The organism is Pseudomonas sp. LBUM1655 (assembly GCF_059716085.1).
The window spans coordinates 4,276,588-4,294,057 of sequence record NZ_CP166801.1 but is presented as its reverse complement, the minus strand read 5'-3'; the positions used below and the strand labels follow the sequence as shown (position 1 = coordinate 4,294,057).

The following is a 17,470-nucleotide window of genomic DNA, read 5'->3' as shown; positions in this document are numbered from 1 at the left end:
CTCGGCGCGCGACCTGTTTCCCACGACAGACACCGACACGGACGACGGGCAGTCGCGACCCGTCGCCATTGCGTCAGACGCAGGTAACCGGTACGAAACGCAAGTGTAGAAGGCGTGTGGATGTGGGTAGTGCAGAAGTGTTGCTGAATCAGACAGTGCGCAACGTTTGGGTCGTTGCGCACTGCTGGCCAGTTATTGGCGGTATGACTTGAGAAAGCTGCCGATACGGCCAATCGCCATTTCCAGATCATCGACGCGGGGCAGTGTGACGACGCGGAAGTGATCCGGCCACGGCCAGTTGAACGCTGTACCTTGCACCACCAGCAGCTTTTCGGAGAGCAGCAGGTCGAGGACGAATTTTTCGTCGTTGTGGATCGGACAGACCTTCGGGTCGATCCGTGGGAAGGCGTACAGCGCACCCATTGGCTTGACGCAGCTCACGCCGGGAATGTCGTTGAGCAGCTCCCAGGTGCGGTTGCGCTGCTCCAGCAGGCGACCCTGCGGCAACACCAGATCGTTGATGCTCTGATAGCCGCCCAGTGCGGTCTGAATGGCATGCTGGCTCGGCACGTTGGCGCACAGGCGCATGTTGGCCAGCATGTCGATGCCTTCGATGTAGCTCTGGGCATTGTGCTTCGGCCCGGAAATCGCGATCCAGCCGGAGCGGAAACCGGCCACGCGATAGGATTTGGAAAGACCGTTGAAGGTCAGGCACAGCAGGTCCGGAGCCAGCGAAGCGGTGCAGATGTGCACGGCGTCGTCGTACAGAATCTTGTCGTAGATTTCGTCGGAGAACACCACCAGATTGTGCTGACGGGCCAGCTCGAGCATGCCCAGCAACACTTCTTTTGAATACACCGCGCCAGTCGGGTTGTTCGGGTTGATGATCACCATGGCCTTGGTGTTCGGGGTGATCTTGGCCTTGATGTCGGCCAGGTCCGGGAACCAGTCGGCGCCTTCGTCGCACAGGTAATGCACGGCGTTGCCGCCGGCCAGACTGACGGCGGCGGTCCATAGCGGGTAGTCCGGCGCTGGCACCAGCACTTCGTCACCGTTGTTGAGCAGTGCCTGCAAGGACATCACGATCAGCTCGGACACGCCGTTGCCCAGGTAGATGTCTTCGATACCGACACCTTCCACCTGCTTTTGCTGGTAGTACTGCATCACGGCCTTGCGCGCGCTGAACAGACCTTTGGAGTCGCTGTAGCCTTGCGCGGTCGGCAGGTTGCGGATCACATCCTGAAGGATTTCGTCCGGCGCTTCGAAACCAAACGGCGCCGGGTTGCCGATGTTCAGCTTGAGGATGCGCTGGCCTTCCTCCTCCAGACGTTTGGCGTGCTTTAGCACCGGGCCGCGAATGTCGTAGCAGACGTTGGCGAGCTTGTTCGATTTGCTGAACTGCATGGCGATGTGATCCCGAAAATGAACGATCCAGGCGGCGGATGGACAACCGTACTGGGATTCCTGCGTCTTCACACAGGCGGACGTCTGAGCCGTGGCTCCGAGAATCCGTTTGAATGCGCCCGGTCTGGCTGCCAGACTGGCGCGTGACGAGGCGCAATCATACGTGCCGCCCGATCCGTGGAAAAGGTACAGATCGGGCTTTTTCAGCCGCTGAGGTGTGATGATGGAAAAGTTGGAAAAAACCCTGGAAGAGTGGAAAGCCATGCTCGATCCGCAGCAGTACGAGGTTTGTCGCCTCAGTGCGACCGAGCGACCGTTCTCCGGCAAATACAATGCCACCAAAACCGCTGGTGTTTACCACTGCGTGTGCTGCAACGAGGCGCTGTTCGATTCCAATACCAAATTCGATTCCGGCTGCGGCTGGCCGAGCTTTTACGCGCCGATCGGTGAAAGCGCCATGACCGAGATTCGCGACATCAGCCACGGCATGATTCGCACCGAAGTCAAATGCGCCCGTTGTGACGCGCACCTGGGGCACGTGTTCCCGGATGGCCCGCCACCGACCGGTTTGCGTTACTGCATCAACTCGGTGTGTCTGGATCTGGTGCCCCGCGAGTAGGTGATCGGGTGGCCCTAGGGTCGCCTTTCTGATAATTAAATTGCACGCAATTTAATTGCTCGCTATGTTTGGCCTTTCCCGATGATCTGAGGAGCCCGTCTCATGAGCGACAACCTGCTGAATATCCCGTGCACCACCATCAAGGGGGAGCAAAAGACCCTGGCCGATTTCGCCGGCAAAGCCGTGCTGGTGGTCAATACCGCGAGCAAGTGCGGTTTCACTCCGCAATACAAAGGTCTGGAAGCGCTGTGGCAGACCTACAAGGATCAAGGCCTGGTGGTGCTGGGCTTTCCGTGCAACCAGTTCGGCAAGCAGGAGCCGGGCAACGAGGGCGCAATCAGCGAGTTCTGCGAATTGAACTTCGGTGTCAGCTTCCCGCTGTTCAAGAAGATCGAAGTCAATGGCGCCGGAGCCCATCCGCTGTTTGTGCAATTGAAGAAGCGCGCTCCCGGCGTACTGGGCTCGCAAGGCATCAAGTGGAACTTCACCAAATTTCTGATCGGCAAGGACGGCCAGTTGGTCAAGCGCTTCGCCCCGGCCACCAAGCCGCAGGATCTGAGTCGCGAGATCGAAGCCCTGCTCAAATGAACAACCTGCCCGTTGATTCGCTGAAGCTCGACAGTCAGTTGTGCTTCAAGTTGTATGCCGCGTCCCGGGCGGTGATTCGCGGCTATAAGCCGATGCTTGATCAGCTTGGCCTGACGTATCCGCAGTATCTGGCGATGCTGGTGTTGTGGGAATGGCAGGAGTGCGGGCCGGAGCAACCGACCGTCAAGGCTTTGGGTGAGCGTCTGACGCTGGATTCCGGAACGCTGACGCCATTGCTCAAGCGTCTGGAGCATTTGCAACTGGTTCAGCGTCAGCGCTCGGTGCGCGATGAACGTGAAGTGCATTTGAGTCTGACGCCAGAAGGGCAATTGCTGCGCGAGCAGGTCGGGCCACTCAAGGCCCGCCTGCTGTGCGACAGCGGGGTCGATCTGGACCGACTCAACGCATTGCGCGACGGTCTCGATCAGTTACTGGGGCAGATCAAGGCGCTGTCGTAGTCCGGATCCACTGATCCAGCAGCGCCGCCAGTTCTTCTCGGCGAAACGGCTTGGCCAGATAGTCGCTCATGCCCGCGGCCCGGCAGCGTTCGCGTTCTTCAGACATGGCATTGGCCGTCAGGGCAACGATTGGCAGGTCCGGCCATCGCCCGCTCTGGCGGATCTGCCGGCTCGCCTCGTAGCCGTCCATGACCGGCATGTTGCAGTCCATCAACACCAGATCGAAGGCGTGATATTCCAGTTGATCCAGTGCTTCGGCGCCATGGGCGGCGACGATGACATCACAGCCGAGTTTGCCGAGCATGCCTTTGGCGACCAGTTGATTGACCGGGTTGTCTTCGACCAGCAGCACCCGACCGCGTCGTATGGATGGCGACGTATCCACCTGTGCGTCGCTGATAGTGGCGACGTCCGGTTGCAGGGTCCGTCGCAGGTTCTGGTAGAGCGCGTTACGCGCCAGCGGTCGTGCCTGCTGTTGCAGTGGGGCGAGGGCTGCCGCCTCTTCGCTGGGCAGAAAACTGCCATAGGCCGTCACCAGCAGAATGGGCGCGCCGAGTGCAGGACGCAGCCCGAACAGACACTCCGGACAGTCGGTAATCACCACGTCCGGCGTCACGCCCAACAGTGAGTCGTTGAGGGTGCGTTGCTCATACTCAAGCCCCCAGACCTGCAGCAAGCTTCTTAACAACTCGGCCAGGCCACTGCTGGCCGGGGTGATGGCGAGGACTTTGCCCTGCAGAGGCGCCGGAGCCAGCGCGCGCGTATGGCAGGGCAGTGGCAGTTCGGCGCAGAACTGACTGCCGAAACCGGTCTCTGAACTGATGGTCAGGCGCCCCCGCATCGCTTCGCAGAGGTTGTACGTCAGCGCCAGCCCCAGTCCTGTGCCGCCGTACTGACGGGTGATACCTGCGCCCGCCTGAGTGAACGGCTGGAAGATTCTCACCTGGGCTTCCTGTGCGATGCCGATACCGGTGTCGCAGACTTCGATACGCACGCCATCCTGGTAGGCCGACAAGCGCACATCGACCCGCCCGAAGCGAGTGAATTTCAGTGCGTTGGACAGCAGGTTGCTGACGATCTGTCGGACCCGGGTCGGATCCCCCAGTACCAGCGCCGGAAAATGCGGATCGATCAGGCAGGTCAGCTCGACGCTCGGCGCCGCGTTTTGCGAGAGCAGGTTTGCGGTGTCTTCGATCAATGAGCCGAGATCGAACGGAATGTGTTCAAGCTCCAGTTGCCCGGCATCGAACTTCGACAGGTCGAGAATATCGTTGAGCAACTCCACCAGCACTTTTCCCGAGTCGTGGGCGATCGACAGTTGTTGCTGCTGCTCGGCGTTCAGTGGCCCGTCGAGCGACAACGCAATCATCCCCAGCAGGCCGTTGAGCGGCGTGCGGATCTCATGGCTCATGTTGGCGAGGAACGCCGAGCGGGCTTCGGCCATTTCCAGTGCCGTGCTGCGGGCGACTTCGAGTTCCTCATTGGACTGGCTGAGTCGCGTGTTGATGGCCTTGAGTTCGGCGGTTCGCGCCGAGACGATGGTTTCCAGTTGGCCGAGGTAGTCGGTCAGACGGTTTTCCGCGTTGCGCCGCTGCTGGATCTCGGTGGCGATGTTCTCGAATTGCTGATTGGCGACTTTGACAAGCACGCCGATTTCATCGTTGGCGTGTCCGGCCGGACACTCCAGCGTGGTCGCTTCGGCGCTGCGCGGATCGCGCCCGCTGAGTTCGCGGATCACCCGCACCAGCGGTTTGGTGAGCATCACGTAGAACAGCGCCAACAGGAGCCCGGTCAGGATCAGGCTGCGGGCGAACCCGTTGAGCAGGGTGATCTCGGCCCGGCGCAGGAAGCGGCTGCCGAAGGCATAGGTATCCACTTCCAGGCTCAAGACACCCAGCGATTCGTTGGGTAGATGGTCCAGATACAGGCGATCTTCGAACTGGCGTTTGGCACCGAACAGGAAGTCGCTGATCATTCGATAGCTGCTTTGCAGCTCAGGGCGTTTGACGCTGGCCAGCACGGTATTGTTGTTGTCGGTCAACTGCGCCGAAATGATTGCAGGTGAACGCAACAGGCCCAGGGTGAGTTCCTGAGCCAGTTCGGCATCGATGTTGTAGGCGATACGTGATGCCGGGTTGTGGCTGATTTCCAGCAAAGACAGGATTTCACGGTTGATGGAGGCGTCTTCGCTGGCATAATCAATGCCGATTTGCAGCAGGCTGAGCAGCGTGCCCAGAATGAACCCGACCAGCACAGTAAGCCTGGCTTGTTTGTATGACAGCCGGTGGGTGAATTTGATATCCATGGGGTGTTGAACCACTTCCGTTTCCCTTCGCTGCTCAAGCATAGTCGATCATGTATCGATACCGAGGTTCCCGAATCGCCTTGTAACAAGGCACGGGGCGGGAATTTTGATCCGCGAGTCGTCGCTGGATCGCCATCATCACTGTGAACGTGCCCGAGGAGAAGATGTGGATTCCCGATTGAATGCTTTTCTTGAACGTGCCGAGTCGGTTCTGGCGCGGATCGAACCGTTGTTGCCGGCGCCCCGCCCGGTGATCGACTGGGGCACTTGCCTGGCCGCGCGCTGGCAGCGTGACGGCCGCAGCGGATATTTGCTGCCGCTGGAAGTCAGCCTTGATATGCGTTTGTCCGACCTGATCGGTGTTGACCGGCAACTGGAGCAACTGGGGCGCAATACCCAGCAATTTCTTGATGGCATGCCGGCCAACCATGCGCTGCTCTGGGGCTCGCGTGGGACCGGAAAGTCCTCGCTGGTACGGGCGTTGCTCGCTGAACACGCCGAGGCGGGCCTGCGTTTGATCGAGATCGAGCGCGACCATCTGGCCGACTTGCCGCGGGTGGTCGAGCAGATCGGCAAACTGCCGCAACGTTTTGTGTTGTTTTGCGATGACTTGTCGTTCGAATCCGGTGAGGGCGATTACCGCGTGCTCAAAAGCGTGCTCGACGGCTCGCTGGAACAGGCGCCGGACAACGTCTTGCTGTACGCCACTTCCAACCGTCGCCACCTGGTGCCGGAGAAGGAAAGCGACAACGAAAACTGGAAACGCGTTGACGGCGAACTGCACCCCAGCGAAGCGGTGGAAGACAAGATCGCGCTGTCGGACCGTTTTGGTCTTTGGTTGTCGTTTTATCCGTTTACTCAAGAACACTTCCTCAACGTCGTCGAACACTGGATCGGCCAACTGGCCGCCAAGGCTGGTCTGAGCTGGCAGCGCGACGAAGAGCTGGACATCCTCGCCGTGCGTTGGGCCACCGGCCGCGGTAATCGCAACGGACGTTGCGCATACCAATTCGCCCGTTACTGGGTGGGACTGAAATTGTTGGAGCACAAGCCATGATTGATTTGCAACAAAGCGGCCAGGGCCTCGAAGGCTATGGCATGTTGGCTGCACAACTGGAATCGCTGCTGGCGGACGAGCGCGATTTTATCGCCAACGCCGCGCAGTTCTCTGCATTCCTGTTCAACCAGCTCGATGACCTGAACTGGGCCGGTTTTTACCTCAATCGCAACGAAGAGCTGGTACTCGGCCCGTTCCAGGGCCAGATCGCTTGCGTACGCATTCCGTTTGGGCGCGGCGTGTGTGGCGCGGCGGCGGCCAGCCTGCAGACGCAGCGGGTTGAAGATGTGCATGCGTTTCCCGGCCATATCGCCTGCGACAGCGCCTCGAACAGTGAGCTGGTGGTGCCGTTGGTCAAAGAGGGTCGCCTGATCGGCGTGCTCGATCTCGACAGCCCGAAGCTCGCCCGTTTCGGTGCACAGGACCAGGCAGGAATCGAGCAACTGGCGGCGATTTTCCTGCGTCTGACCGACTGCTGATCACGCGCCAAGGCCAGCCTTGTGCAACAGGCTGGCCGTGTCCACGGCATCGATCTGCCGAGGATCGAGAAAGCGCTCGGCGTACTGCATATACACGCCGTCGTTGATGAACAATCCAAACAACTGCGCATCGATGTGCGCCTCGCGGCACATGGTCGCCATGATTCCCAATGCCTCGCTCAATGACTTGGCTTTCTTGTACGGGCGATCGGCAGCGGTCAGCGCCTCAAAAATATCGGCGATCGCCATCATCCGTGCCGGCAGGCTCATTTCTTCGCGCTTCAGGCGTTTCGGGTAGCCGGTGCCGTCCATTTTTTCATGATGCCCACCTGCGATTTCGGCAATGCTGTCGAGGTGGCCGGGGAAGGGCAGGTGACTGAGCATCATGATCGTCTGCACCATGTGGTGATTGATGATGTAGCGCTCTTCGCGGGTCAGTGTGCCGCGGGCGATGCTCAGGTTGTACAACTCGCCGCGATTGTATTTGTGGCGTGGCACATCCAGCTTGAAGCCCCACGGATTGTCTTCAGGGATCAACTCGTTTTTATCGCGATCGAGCAAATGTTCTGGCTTGTCCGCCAGCAGCTTTTCACTGACCGGCAAGTTTGGCGCAGGGGTTTGGGCCTGACGCTTGTTTTCTTCCCACGACACGCCCAGGCGGTCGTCCAGCGTGCGCAGCCAGGTGCGTTGGGACAGATCATTCAGGCGTTGCAAATCTGCCTCTGCCATCGCTTCGCTGCCCAGGTTGCAACGGGCGACAAAGGCAAAGTCTGCGTCCAGTGCGCACAAGGTTTGCTCGCGCATTTCGGCCAGCGTCGCTTCGTCTCCACCCAGGGCCAGCGCCTGCCAGTAATTGATCCAGGCATCGCGCTTGAGCACTTCGAAACGGGTTCGGATCTCGTGGATGCGGTCGTTGATGGTTTCCAGTTTGGTGGCTTTGTCGACCACGTATTCCGGCGTCGTGACCTTGCCGCAGTCGTGCAGCCACGCGGCAATGTGCAAGGCTTCCCATTCGTCCTCGCTGGGTTGATAAGTGCTGAAGGCGGGCGCCTGACTCGCTGCCGCGGCTTGAGCGAGCATCAGCGTCAGTTCCGGTACGCGTTGGCAATGTCCGCCGGTATACGGGCTCTTGGCGTCGATGGCCCCGGCGAGCAACTGAATGAAGGCATCGAGCAATTGCTTCTGTCTGGCTTGCAGGCGCTGGCTCTCGATGCTCACCGCCGCAGCGCCGGACACCGCTTGCAAGAAGGCGATACGGTCGGGGCGCAGTTTTTCCAGATCGGCCGCGGTGCCGCTGTCGTTGATCAACAGGATCAAAAGACCAATGGTTTCGTTGTGGCGGTTGCGCAGACGGATACCGATGAGATGGATCCTCGGCGCTGCCATTGCCAGCAGCACTTTCTGCAAATCCCCGGCGTTTTCGAAACCTAAGTTGCTCACCACGTTGTCGGCGCTGACCAGTTGTTCAAACCACGCCGGGCCCGCGCGCTCTTGCAGGTCGTGGCCCTGAATGTCGAACGCCTCCAGTGCTTGTGGCGCGCCATCGATTACCAGACCGTAAGGCTCCATGCGACTGCCGTCGTGTTCACGCAGATAAATCAGCCCTGCCTGAGCCTGGGCGATCTGCACCGTTTCAAACAGCACCCGTTGCAGCAGCGGTGCGAATCGGGTTTCGGCGCACAGGCTGTCGGTGATCCGGAAGAAGCTCGCCAAGGTGTCTTTCATCCGCGCCATCGACACGCTCAACTGGTCGACTTCCAGCACCGGCGAGCGTCGAGCCAGCGGAAAATTGAAGTCGAAACTGCGAATCGCATCGGCTTCCTTGACCAGCGCGTGCAAGGGCTTGACCAGAATTCGTGAGATCAGCCAGCCCAGTGGCAGGCATAGCAGCAAGGTGGCGAGAGTGATCAGCGCACCTTGCCAGCGCATGTGATAGGCATCGGCCAGCAATTCGTCTTCCGGCACCAGCAACGCCAGCTGCAAACCTTTCGGACCGCCTTCCTGAATGCTGCTGCGGGCGACAATCCATTGCCGGCCATCGGCATTCAGACGATTGCCGGTGTGCTCAGCGGACAGCAGCCTATTGAGGCTCGGACTCAAGTCAGCCACTTTGGCCAGGTGTGCGGTGCTGTCATTGACGATCAGTCGGCTACTGTCGGGGTAGGCCACGGCGTTGCCGTCGGAATCGAACAGGGCGATTTCGGTGGACGGTGTGACGACATGTTTACGCAAGGTGGCAGACAGGGCTACCAGCGTCAGATCGGCGCCAATGACCGCGTTTTCGCCACTGCGTCGGGCCAGCGTAGTGCCGACGTTGCGGGTTGAGAAAAAGACGTAGGGCTCTGTGGTGATTTGTTCGGTTTGCTGGCGGGCATTGATGTACCAGGCGCGGTCGCGCGGATCGTAGGGATCCCGGGGATTGTCCTGCCGGCTGATCGGCGTCAATGCCTGATCGAAGAACAGTGACTGCGAGCGCACTTCGCCGCGCGGGTCATGCTCGATGCTCCAGACCTGATACGCCGCCGTTTCGGGGGCGCTGAGCAGTGTTTTCAGGGCCGCGTTGCGTAGTGGGCGCACCATGAAGAAATCGCCGTTGGCATAACCCAGGTACAGCGAAGCGAGGTTCGGGTTGTCCGTGAGGGACTGGCTGAACGGCCTGAGCAGCGGCAATCGTTGTTCAAGCCCCGAAGCCCGGGTAGCGGGATTGTCCGCCAGCAGGCTCAGCAGGTGACGGATCGGCTGATAGGTGGCAGACATGTCCAGGCGCACTTCCTGCTCGATCCGATCGAACAGCTTCTCGCTACTCGACAGGATGATCTGCGTCGTCTGGCGATAGTTGAACAGCCCCAGCACCACGCCTGTGAGCAACAGGAGAAACGTGAACATGACACTGATGTGTACGTGCAGCGGAAACCGGCGTTGCTCCGGGTGCAGTGGGCTGGGCATTTCGGGTTCTCCATGATGGTTAACTCACTGCTCAGCGCCAAGCATAGTTAAGGCAAGCTCATTGTGCTTTGGTCAGACAACGCCAATTGTTGTTGCAAGGCTTGCTCCAGGTCGAGCATTGCCCTGTTGCTCGCCTCGCAGAGGCGGGCGATCTCATCTGTTGGCAAAGCCTGCGCGCAGGCCTGTTCAAGAGCATTGCAACATTCGATCACCTGCGTCGCCTGCGCGATGCGCGCGGCGCCCTTGATTTTGTGAGCGACTACGGCCAACGCCCCGCGATCTTGTTGCGGCGATAGCGCGAGCAGTTCCTGTCGGTCGAGACGGCTGCTTTTTAGCAGCTCGACCAGCAGTCGTCGGGCCTGTGTCGGGTTGCCGCCGGTCAACAGGTTAAGGCTTTGCAGGTTGAATGCCGCAGGTTGCGACGCTGGAGTGATGCCGTCGACCCACTGGCTGAGGAGACTCAGGCTCAAGGGTTTGAACAGGCAGTCGTCCATGCCGGCCTGTTTGCAGCGTTGTATTTCTTCGGGTTGCGCATTGGCCGTGAAACCCAGCACGGTGCAGGGCGGCCAGCGGTTCTGCAGCTCCTGCTGGCGAATGGCACGGGTCAGCTCATAACCGTTCATCACTGGCATGTTGCAGTCGACAATCACCAGATCAAAGCCGCCATCCATCCACCGTTCAAGTCCGCTGCGGCCGTTCTCGGCGAGGCTGAAATGATGGCCGAGGAATTCCAGTTGCTGACACATCAACAGGCGGTTGGCCGGGTGGTCATCGACCACAAGCACCCGCAGAGGCGTTAGCGAAGTCTTGAGCGCGGGTTCGTTTCTGGTCGTGCTCACCTGGACAGGCAGAGTTTCCAGCGGCAGCGAAACGCAGACCTGAGTGCCGATTCCGGGCTGGCTGCTCAATTGCAGCTGGCCGCCCATCATTTCGCACAGGTTGCGACTGATGACCAGGCCCAGACCCGCGCCGCTTCTGGCTTGCTGATGGCTGTTTTCCGCTTGCGCGAAAGGTTCGAACAAGCGTTGCTGATCCTCCGCACTGATACCCACGCCGCTGTCCTGTACGGTCAGTTGCATCAGTGCCCGTGCAGGCATCTCCGTGTTCATGAGATCGAGGGTAATCCTGACGTGACCGTGCTCGGTGAACTTGATGGCATTGCTGACTAGATTGGACAGCACTTGTTTGAAGCGCAGCGGGTCCAGATCGACATCGACCGCCAGGTCCGGCGGGTTGACGATGACTTGCAGGGCGAGATTCTTCTGTCGGGCGAGGCCGTCGAAGATTCTGGCAACCGACGCCACCATGTCGACCAGATTGACCCGTTCAGGACAAAGACTCAGGCGCCCCGACTCGATCCGTGCAATGTCGAGAATGTCGCCGATCAGGCCCAGCAGATCCTTTGCCGAATGGTAGGCCGTATCGATCGACGAACGATCCGGATGCTGTGTGTCCATGCGTTTGAGCGTCAGTTCGAGCATGCCGATCACGGCGTTCATCGGGGTACGGATTTCATGGCTCATGGTGGCCAGAAACGTGCTTTTGGCGCGGTTGGCTTCATCCGCCTGTTCCTTGGCCGCGCGAAGGTCTTCGAACAGCTGGCGGCGTTCACTGATGTCGATCCAGCCACCGATGATGCCTTTCACATCGCCGCTGGAGTCGCGATAGGGAAGTATCCAGTGATAGATCGTCAGGCGGCGGTTGCCGATGTGCAGCGGCCGGTCGAGCACCAGCGGAGTGCCTTCTGCGACGACGCGCTGATAATCGGCTTGAAAGGCCTGTGCCTCGAAAGCGTTGCTCAGGGTGCCCTGCATGACGCTTTTGCCGATAACGTCCTCACGCTTGGCATTGAAGGCTTCGAGGTAGCTGTCATTGCAGCTTTGCAACAGGCCCTGGCGGTCGCGAACGTAGATCGGATGCGGCGTACCGTTGACCAGCGAGCGCATGAATTCGAACTGGTCGTTAAGGGCACGTTCGGCCGCCTGGCGTTGTTTGATCTGGTGTCGCATATAAGCATTCCAGGCCAGCAACAGCAGCAGAACCAGGCAAGCGGCAGTGATCATTTGATAGAACAGACGCTGGTAGTTGTGCCAGATATTCTGGGAGGCGGTGGAGTAACCGCGCCACCGGCCATTGATCACACCCAGCTCTTCCGGGGCAATGCTTAGCAGAGCTTTGTTGATGATCGAGCCCAGCTCCTTGTTGTCGCGGGCGGTCGCCAGAGAGAACGCGGCCTGACCGGTGCCGATGGTGGTGGTGATCTGCAATGGATGGTCAAAGATCCGCGAAGAAATGAAGTAATTGGCGATCACCAGCGAGTTCACCGCGCCGTCGACATGCCCCTCGGCAAGCAACGAAACGGCGCTGAAGGTATCGGCCGTTTCGATCAACTGAATGAGTGGAAACTCTCGGCGCAGGTACTCGACCATCGGGTTGCCCTGGGCGATAGCCAGCGGCTTGCCTTTGAGCTGGCCCAGATTGGTTGGGCCGTCGGCGCTCTTGCGGGTCAGCAAGACATAGGAGTTTTCCAGGTAAGGGCGACTGAAGTTCAGGGCTTTTTCCCGTTCGGCGGTCGGCAGCAGTGCTGCAATCAGATCGGCTTGATGGCTGTCGAGTTGCTTGATCATGTCCGCGTCGTTGCGACTGCGGCGGATCTCGAAACGCAGGCCGGTGCGCAATCGGATCAGTTCGAGCAGATCGGCGCTGATGCCGCGGAAATTTCCATCATTGTCGAAGAAGGTCAGCGGCGCAAACGCCTCATTGACCACCACGCTCACGACAGGGTGCTGTTTGAGCCACGCCTCTTCGCGCTGGGTCAGTTGCATTTTCTGATCGGTGAGCAACAGGTCGCTGCCGGCACTCCAGCGTTTGGCGATGTTGTCGCGTTCGCTGCTTGGCACCGCTTTGAGTACGGTGTCGATGATGCCCAACAGGTGCGGATTGTTTTGGCGTACGGCGAAGCTGAACCCCTGGGCTTCCTGTTTGCCGAAATTGGCCATGCGCACGTTGTTGAGGTAGCCCTTGTTGATCATGTAATGCGTGGAAATGGTATCGCCGAGAAACACATCGGCCTGATCGAATGCCACGGCGTTGATTGCATTCTGGTAGGAGGGATAGCAGGTAATCAGCGCTTTTGGATACAGCGCCTTGACCTCGGGCAACGGCAGATAGTGATAGACCATGCTCAGTCGCAGCCCCGCCAGGCCTTCGCTCAGTGAGCGGGTTTCGTCCTCGCGGGTGACGAGTACAGGCTGATCAATGGCATAGGGTGTGGAAAGCGCGAGGCTGGCGTTGCTCGCCTCGAAGCCGTTGGCTGTGCCGAGCAGGTCGACCTGGCCGTCGACCAGCGCGCGAATCGCAGCATCCCGGGAGGGGAAGCGCTGCACCCGGATTGGCAAACCGGTGGCCTGACTGAGGATTCCGGCGTAGTCAGCCGTCAGACCTTCGTAATCCTTTCCGCTGACAGTCATGTCAAAGGGTGGGTAGTCGGGCGCGGAAGTGCCGAGTATCAGTTCGCTGCGCTCATGCAGCCACTGCCGTTGGGACTGTTCGAGCGCGACCGGGACCGACTCGCTTGCCGACCGGCTGAGCAAGACATAGTCCGCCGAAGCGCCAGGCATGGCGAACACGTTGGCGCTCAAGTACAGACCGGCGCACAACGCAATTAAATAGTCCTTTAAACGACTGGGCATGCGGGCTCTCACACGAGTGCGTTACGTTTGGCCATCTCGATAAGTTCTACAAGTGATTTGGCTTTGAGTTTTTGCATCAGGCGTTTTTTGTAGGTGCTGACGGTTTTATTGCTGAGGAACATACCCTTGGCTATTTCCTTGTTGGTACGCCCCTGAGCAAATAGTTGCAATACCATCAACTCCCGATCATTGACGGATTTGAAAAGTTCCAGTTCTGCGTAACGAATATCGTCGCTGCGCACCGGATTTAACGCCTGGCTGGGGAAATAGTTGTAACCGGAAAGTACTGCCTTTATCGCGCTGACCAGTTCGCTCAAGTCTTCTTGTTTACAGACATATCCTGACGCGCCGGACTGCATGCAGCGAATACCGAATAAAGTCGGGCACTGGGCGGTCAGTACCAGGGTCTTCAATGGTGAACTCATGGCGTTGAAGCGGGCCAGCACTTCCAGGCCGTCGAGCTTGGGGATACTGATGTCGAGAATGATCAGATCAGGCATGCACTCGCGCACCATCTGCATGGCATCGACCCCGTTATCGGTTTCACCGACGACCTTATAACCTTCATGTTCCAGCAGCATGCGAACGGCGAGACGGATGACCGGGTGATCGTCAACAATAAAAACGGAGTTCATAATCAACTGCGGCACATGTGCATACAGGCGCTCTAGAACAAGGCACCTACAACTGGCCGCTCGATGATGTACCCCGAAAGCTACCCCCGGCAGGAGTATCTGAAATGAGCAGAGCCCGCACCCGAGAAGTTGTCGCAACCGTCGATGTCCTGATGCCCCCGGAAGACGTGATGTACGCGCTGGGCATCGGCAGCCGCACAACTCTGGACAAATACGTCGCCGCTGGCTGGCTCAAGGCGCCCGTAGAAGTCGGACCGCCGCGCCGTAACGGGAGTGCCGGCAAAGTCGCCTGGCTGAAGAGCGAGGTGGACGCCTTCATTCTTGCGCGTGCAGCTGCGCGCCCTGTGGCCAGCCCGTTGGCCGCCTTCGACGGTGCCAGCCAGCCCGCTTGAATTTCCTACGGACAAAAGAAAACCCCAAGGAGCGCGAACTCAAAGGGGTTAAGGGGTATTTCCTGATGAGTAATTATAGCTCGACCGCGTCAGCGAGTCACCGGCTCAAGCCGTCGATTTTCGACCTCGCTGCGCAATTTCAAGCCATTAAGGCGCAGCCGGCGCACGTACCTGCTCGACATTCGATCACAGGTACGGTGTCAGTCGCCCTGGTGACGGCGCCCGCTGCAAACGGCATCCCCGTAACGTCCGAGCAGCCTGATTGGCTGGTCGACGCCGCGAAGTCCGAAGGTTTGGTAATCCAGACTGCGCAGAGCGCAGAGCAGCCCGAGGTTGAGGCCAAGAAGCCCCAAGCCAAGGCGGAACGGGAGAAGGTCGGCAGCGACAGCCCAGTCCCCCCAGCTGGCGGCTTGAAGTTCGACCCCGAATCCTTCGAGGTCCTGCGGTACATCAGCGAAGACTTTGTGATGTTGACGGGCAAATCCCTAGTCGCCTACCACATTCAATCCGGTGACGAGATGTGCAGGGACGCGTTTATCCAATACAGCGACCGGCACTACCACGATGTCCTGGTCCTCCAGCCGCCTGACAAGGAAGGCAAACCGGTCGATCCGAAGCGCGTTTCCGCCGGCGAAGTCTGGTGGAGTTGGAAAAACGACTTGCGCCGCCGGGTTCGCCGCATTGTGATGGAGCCGACGAGCAAGCCGGAGCTGGACGATAATCCCGAAGTGCTCAACCGTTGGCATCAGCTCAAGCACACGATGGCCGAGCGCAACCCGAAAGCCACGGCTGATGACATTGCGATTCTGGTCAATCACCTGATGTACCTGTCAGGCGGTGACGTGGTGGGCGTGACCTTCTTCCTGTGCTGGCTGGCGCAGCTGTACCAGTCGCCAGAGATCAAGATGCCGACCGCTATCTGCATGTATTCCAAGTACGGTCGTGTGGGTAAAAACCTCATGCAACGGCTTATCTCGAAGGTATTCGGCCAGCCGCTGGTGGGCGGCTGTACAGGTAAGCAACTGCAGAAGAACTTCGACGATGCTATTGAGCACAAGCGCTTGGTGTTCATCAACGAGCTGGCGCGATCGGAGAAGGTCGACGGGTATGAACACTTCAAAAGTCAGGTGTCCGAGGAGTTCACCCAGTTCGAAGGCAAGGGTCGCGCTTCCAAGGAGATCCGCAACATTGCGCACTTTGTCGTCACGACCAACCACGAAGACGCGCTGCCGCTGATGGAGGGTGACGGGCGGATCGCGGTGCTGCGCTGCCTGGCGCCGCGCCAGTCTGATGAGTATTACAAGGAGTTGGTCGCGTGGATCGACGGGCCTGGCGCACCGGCGATGGCACAGATCCTGGCCACTTGGAAGTTTCCGGCTGGTTGGAATCCACACGCACCTGTGCCACAAACAGCAGCAGCAAGGGCCATGCAGAAAGCGTCGCGGGACGAGCTGGAAGTGTTGCTGGCGGAACTCATCGAGGCCGGCACGGTGCCGTGCGATAAAGACATCATCATCGTCGACGATCTTTGCGCACAGGTGAACACCCTCTTTGGCAACAGCCTCACAAGACGGGCCAACCGTACTTCAGCCGGCAAGGCGTTGCAGGCCATCGGTGCCGAGTTTTGCGAGAAGCGCATAGAGCTCCAAGGAAAGAGCACACCACGTAAACACTACGTCATCCGCAATAAAGAACAGTGGGCGAACGCCACCCCCAAACAGCGTGGCGAGCACCTGAACACGGGCGCTCGCCTGTTCGCAGTCCAACCATCTGACGACCACCTGAACACCGAAGGTGAAGCCCATGACTAGCCTATCTGGCACCACGACCGCACCTCTGCCGGTCCCGTTCTCCCTGAACCTCTGCGGCACCTTGCGAGGACGTCGTCTGGAAAAGGAACTCGCCCCCAACCCCAAGGACGAACGCGCCCGACAGCTCGCCGTCAAGCGCAAGGCACAGCACGAAGTCGAGATGCTGGCCCTCGAGTGGTCCAAGATCATGCTCGAGAAGACCATCCACGCGGCACTGGATCCGAAGACCGACCCCGTCCTTGCGGCAAAGCTGCGCGAGCAGGTGCTCAACCGTGGCGTTGGTAAGGTGCGCGAAGCGGAGGACGAAGACGCGACCACCCGGAAGAAGGGTGGCGACCCTGCTGGATTGCTGGAAGTCCTGGCCGCGTTCTCGACGGCAGCCAGCGCAGCCCAAGTTCTCGGTGCAGCACAGGCGCCACGGATCGAACGCGACATTGGCGGCGGAGGCACCGACGGGGACAGCCTGGAACAACTTCTGAGCGATCTGGACGGCGCCGAGGAGAAAGATGATGAATGAGTTCGAGGCATGGATACGTACACTGATAGAGCTTGCGCGTGACCCGGGGACGGACTCTAAAGTCCGCGCCGACGCCGACGCCGACGCCGACGCCGAGCTGCACAGCATCGCCGGACCCGACGCCGGCAGGGAGGTTGCGCAACTCGAAGCCTTCGACGCACTGGAGAAACTGAAAGAACTCGCGGGGTCAGCCAAAGACCCCGAGGTCAGGCGTGACGCCAAACAGGCTGTCGAGAAGTACGAGCTAGCGCGAGAGGCCTACATACGAAAGGTGACCGGCGATGAAGATTGACTTGGTTGAATGGCTAGGGCGCGGCATGCAGCTCGCGCTCGTTGTGCTGGTAGTCGGCGGGCTATATCAGTGGTCTACCGAAGAAAGCCGGAAACAGGAAGCACTGTGCGACGTGGCGCTGTCATACGTGGACGTTCTCGAGACACAGCGGGGTGCGACCAGGCAAGAGATCCGCAATGCACAGACGGTGGCAGACGATGCCTGCGCCGAACCTGAATACAACGACTACTGATCCTCAATGGAGTGCTACGCTTCCGGTTTTCTCGAACGGAGTC

Annotated in this window: 15 protein-coding genes; 10 read left to right on the top strand and 5 right to left on the bottom strand. The window is 59.5% G+C overall.

The genetic code is table 11. The annotated features are described in order from the left end of the window. Positions 1 to 192: 192 nt before the first annotated feature. Positions 193 to 1,404: a pyridoxal phosphate-dependent aminotransferase gene (locus ACA074_RS19105; RefSeq protein ID WP_187679570.1), complete on the bottom strand. Its 1,212-nt coding sequence runs from the start codon at positions 1,402 to 1,404 to the stop codon at positions 193 to 195. A 223-nt stretch (positions 1,405 to 1,627) separates the two neighbouring features. On the opposite strand from ACA074_RS19105, the gene msrB reads away from it, so the two are divergent. The 3 genes from msrB (at position 1,628) to ACA074_RS19090 (ending at position 3,069) form a co-directional block, all read left to right on the top strand. Then, the gene (msrB, locus tag ACA074_RS19100) at positions 1,628 to 2,023 is read left to right on the top strand and encodes a peptide-methionine (R)-S-oxide reductase MsrB (protein ID WP_187679569.1); all 396 of its coding nucleotides are present in this window, start codon (positions 1,628 to 1,630) and stop codon (positions 2,021 to 2,023) included. A gap of 102 nt (positions 2,024 to 2,125) precedes the next feature. Further along, positions 2,126 to 2,611: a glutathione peroxidase gene (locus ACA074_RS19095; RefSeq protein ID WP_187679568.1), complete on the top strand. Its 486-nt coding sequence runs from the start codon at positions 2,126 to 2,128 to the stop codon at positions 2,609 to 2,611. After that, on the top strand, positions 2,608 to 3,069 hold the full coding sequence (locus ACA074_RS19090; RefSeq protein WP_401267122.1) for a MarR family winged helix-turn-helix transcriptional regulator: 462 nt from the start codon (positions 2,608 to 2,610) through the stop codon (positions 3,067 to 3,069). The genes ACA074_RS19095 and ACA074_RS19090 overlap by 4 nt, the downstream gene beginning before the upstream one ends. Here ACA074_RS19090 and ACA074_RS19085 read toward each other — a convergent pair. Continuing rightward, positions 3,053 to 5,374 (bottom strand): hybrid sensor histidine kinase/response regulator, encoded by a 2,322-nt coding sequence (locus tag ACA074_RS19085; RefSeq protein ID WP_497677602.1) that lies wholly within the window; start codon positions 5,372 to 5,374, stop codon positions 3,053 to 3,055. The two genes, ACA074_RS19090 and ACA074_RS19085, sit on opposite strands and share 17 nt — an antisense overlap. 166 nt (positions 5,375 to 5,540) lie before the next feature. On the opposite strand from ACA074_RS19085, the gene ACA074_RS19080 reads away from it, so the two are divergent. Beyond that, positions 5,541 to 6,431, top strand: coding sequence for an ATP-binding protein (locus ACA074_RS19080; RefSeq protein ID WP_489879092.1), 891 nt, complete (start codon positions 5,541 to 5,543; stop codon positions 6,429 to 6,431). Beyond that, positions 6,428 to 6,910, top strand: coding sequence for a GAF domain-containing protein (locus tag ACA074_RS19075; protein ID WP_187679564.1), 483 nt, complete (start codon positions 6,428 to 6,430; stop codon positions 6,908 to 6,910). The genes ACA074_RS19080 and ACA074_RS19075 overlap by 4 nt, the downstream gene beginning before the upstream one ends. Here the strand turns inward: ACA074_RS19075 and ACA074_RS19070 are convergent, their stop codons facing one another. Genes ACA074_RS19070 through ACA074_RS19060 form a run of 3 tightly spaced genes read right to left on the bottom strand, consistent with a single transcriptional unit; the run spans position 6,911 to position 14,183 of the window. Further along, complete coding sequence (locus tag ACA074_RS19070; RefSeq protein ID WP_497677601.1) at positions 6,911 to 9,856, bottom strand: HD domain-containing phosphohydrolase; 2,946 nt, start codon at positions 9,854 to 9,856, stop codon at positions 6,911 to 6,913. A gap of 47 nt (positions 9,857 to 9,903) precedes the next feature. Further along, positions 9,904 to 13,548 carry a transporter substrate-binding domain-containing protein gene (locus ACA074_RS19065; protein WP_497615059.1) on the bottom strand — a complete coding sequence of 1,215 codons (3,645 nt, stop codon included), beginning with the start codon at positions 13,546 to 13,548 and terminating at the stop codon, positions 9,904 to 9,906. Between the two features lie 8 nt (positions 13,549 to 13,556). After that, complete coding sequence (locus ACA074_RS19060; protein WP_016985478.1) at positions 13,557 to 14,183, bottom strand: response regulator transcription factor; 627 nt, start codon at positions 14,181 to 14,183, stop codon at positions 13,557 to 13,559. Between the two features lie 104 nt (positions 14,184 to 14,287). Here ACA074_RS19060 and ACA074_RS19055 point away from each other — a divergent pair, with 104 nt between their 5' ends. The 5 genes from ACA074_RS19055 to ACA074_RS19035 all read left to right on the top strand — a co-directional run bounded on the left by ACA074_RS19055 (position 14,288) and on the right by ACA074_RS19035 (position 17,427). After that, entirely contained in the window at positions 14,288 to 14,575 is a 288-nt protein-coding gene (locus tag ACA074_RS19055) for a helix-turn-helix transcriptional regulator (RefSeq protein WP_461975421.1), read from the top strand. A gap of 65 nt (positions 14,576 to 14,640) precedes the next feature. Further along, positions 14,641 to 16,386: a primase-helicase family protein gene (locus ACA074_RS19050; protein ID WP_497677600.1), complete on the top strand. Its 1,746-nt coding sequence runs from the start codon at positions 14,641 to 14,643 to the stop codon at positions 16,384 to 16,386. Further along, a complete protein-coding gene (locus ACA074_RS19045; RefSeq protein ID WP_497677599.1) occupies positions 16,379 to 16,903 on the top strand; it encodes a hypothetical protein in 525 nt (174 codons plus the stop codon). Before ACA074_RS19050 ends, ACA074_RS19045 begins: the two co-directional genes overlap by 8 nt. Then, complete coding sequence (locus ACA074_RS19040) at positions 16,896 to 17,195, top strand: hypothetical protein (RefSeq protein WP_497677598.1); 300 nt, start codon at positions 16,896 to 16,898, stop codon at positions 17,193 to 17,195. The genes ACA074_RS19045 and ACA074_RS19040 overlap by 8 nt, the downstream gene beginning before the upstream one ends. After that, positions 17,185 to 17,427 (top strand): hypothetical protein, encoded by a 243-nt coding sequence (locus ACA074_RS19035; RefSeq protein WP_497677597.1) that lies wholly within the window; start codon positions 17,185 to 17,187, stop codon positions 17,425 to 17,427. The genes ACA074_RS19040 and ACA074_RS19035 overlap by 11 nt, the downstream gene beginning before the upstream one ends. The last annotated feature ends 43 nt before the right edge of the window (positions 17,428 to 17,470 follow it).

Bases quoted from the DNA above. Each gene is read 5' to 3' on its own strand.
- ACA074_RS19045 (WP_497677599.1), top strand. From the start codon at position 16,379: ATGACTAGCCTATCTGGCACCACGACCGCACCTCTGCCGGTCCCGTTC.
- ACA074_RS19085 (WP_497677602.1), bottom strand. From the start codon at position 5,374: ATGGATATCAAATTCACCCACCGGCTGTCATACAAACAAGCCAGGCTT.
- ACA074_RS19105 (WP_187679570.1), bottom strand. From the start codon at position 1,404: ATGCAGTTCAGCAAATCGAACAAGCTCGCCAACGTCTGCTACGACATT.
- ACA074_RS19090 (WP_401267122.1), top strand. From the start codon at position 2,608: ATGAACAACCTGCCCGTTGATTCGCTGAAGCTCGACAGTCAGTTGTGC.
- ACA074_RS19065 (WP_497615059.1), bottom strand. From the start codon at position 13,548: ATGCCCAGTCGTTTAAAGGACTATTTAATTGCGTTGTGCGCCGGTCTG.
- ACA074_RS19055 (WP_461975421.1), top strand. From the start codon at position 14,288: ATGAGCAGAGCCCGCACCCGAGAAGTTGTCGCAACCGTCGATGTCCTG.
- ACA074_RS19050 (WP_497677600.1), top strand. From the start codon at position 14,641: ATGAGTAATTATAGCTCGACCGCGTCAGCGAGTCACCGGCTCAAGCCG.
- ACA074_RS19075 (WP_187679564.1), top strand. From the start codon at position 6,428: ATGATTGATTTGCAACAAAGCGGCCAGGGCCTCGAAGGCTATGGCATG.
- ACA074_RS19035 (WP_497677597.1), top strand. From the start codon at position 17,185: ATGAAGATTGACTTGGTTGAATGGCTAGGGCGCGGCATGCAGCTCGCG.
- ACA074_RS19070 (WP_497677601.1), bottom strand. From the start codon at position 9,856: ATGCCCAGCCCACTGCACCCGGAGCAACGCCGGTTTCCGCTGCACGTA.
- ACA074_RS19060 (WP_016985478.1), bottom strand. From the start codon at position 14,183: ATGAACTCCGTTTTTATTGTTGACGATCACCCGGTCATCCGTCTCGCC.
- ACA074_RS19040 (WP_497677598.1), top strand. From the start codon at position 16,896: ATGAATGAGTTCGAGGCATGGATACGTACACTGATAGAGCTTGCGCGT.
- ACA074_RS19095 (WP_187679568.1), top strand. From the start codon at position 2,126: ATGAGCGACAACCTGCTGAATATCCCGTGCACCACCATCAAGGGGGAG.
- msrB (WP_187679569.1), top strand. From the start codon at position 1,628: ATGGAAAAGTTGGAAAAAACCCTGGAAGAGTGGAAAGCCATGCTCGAT.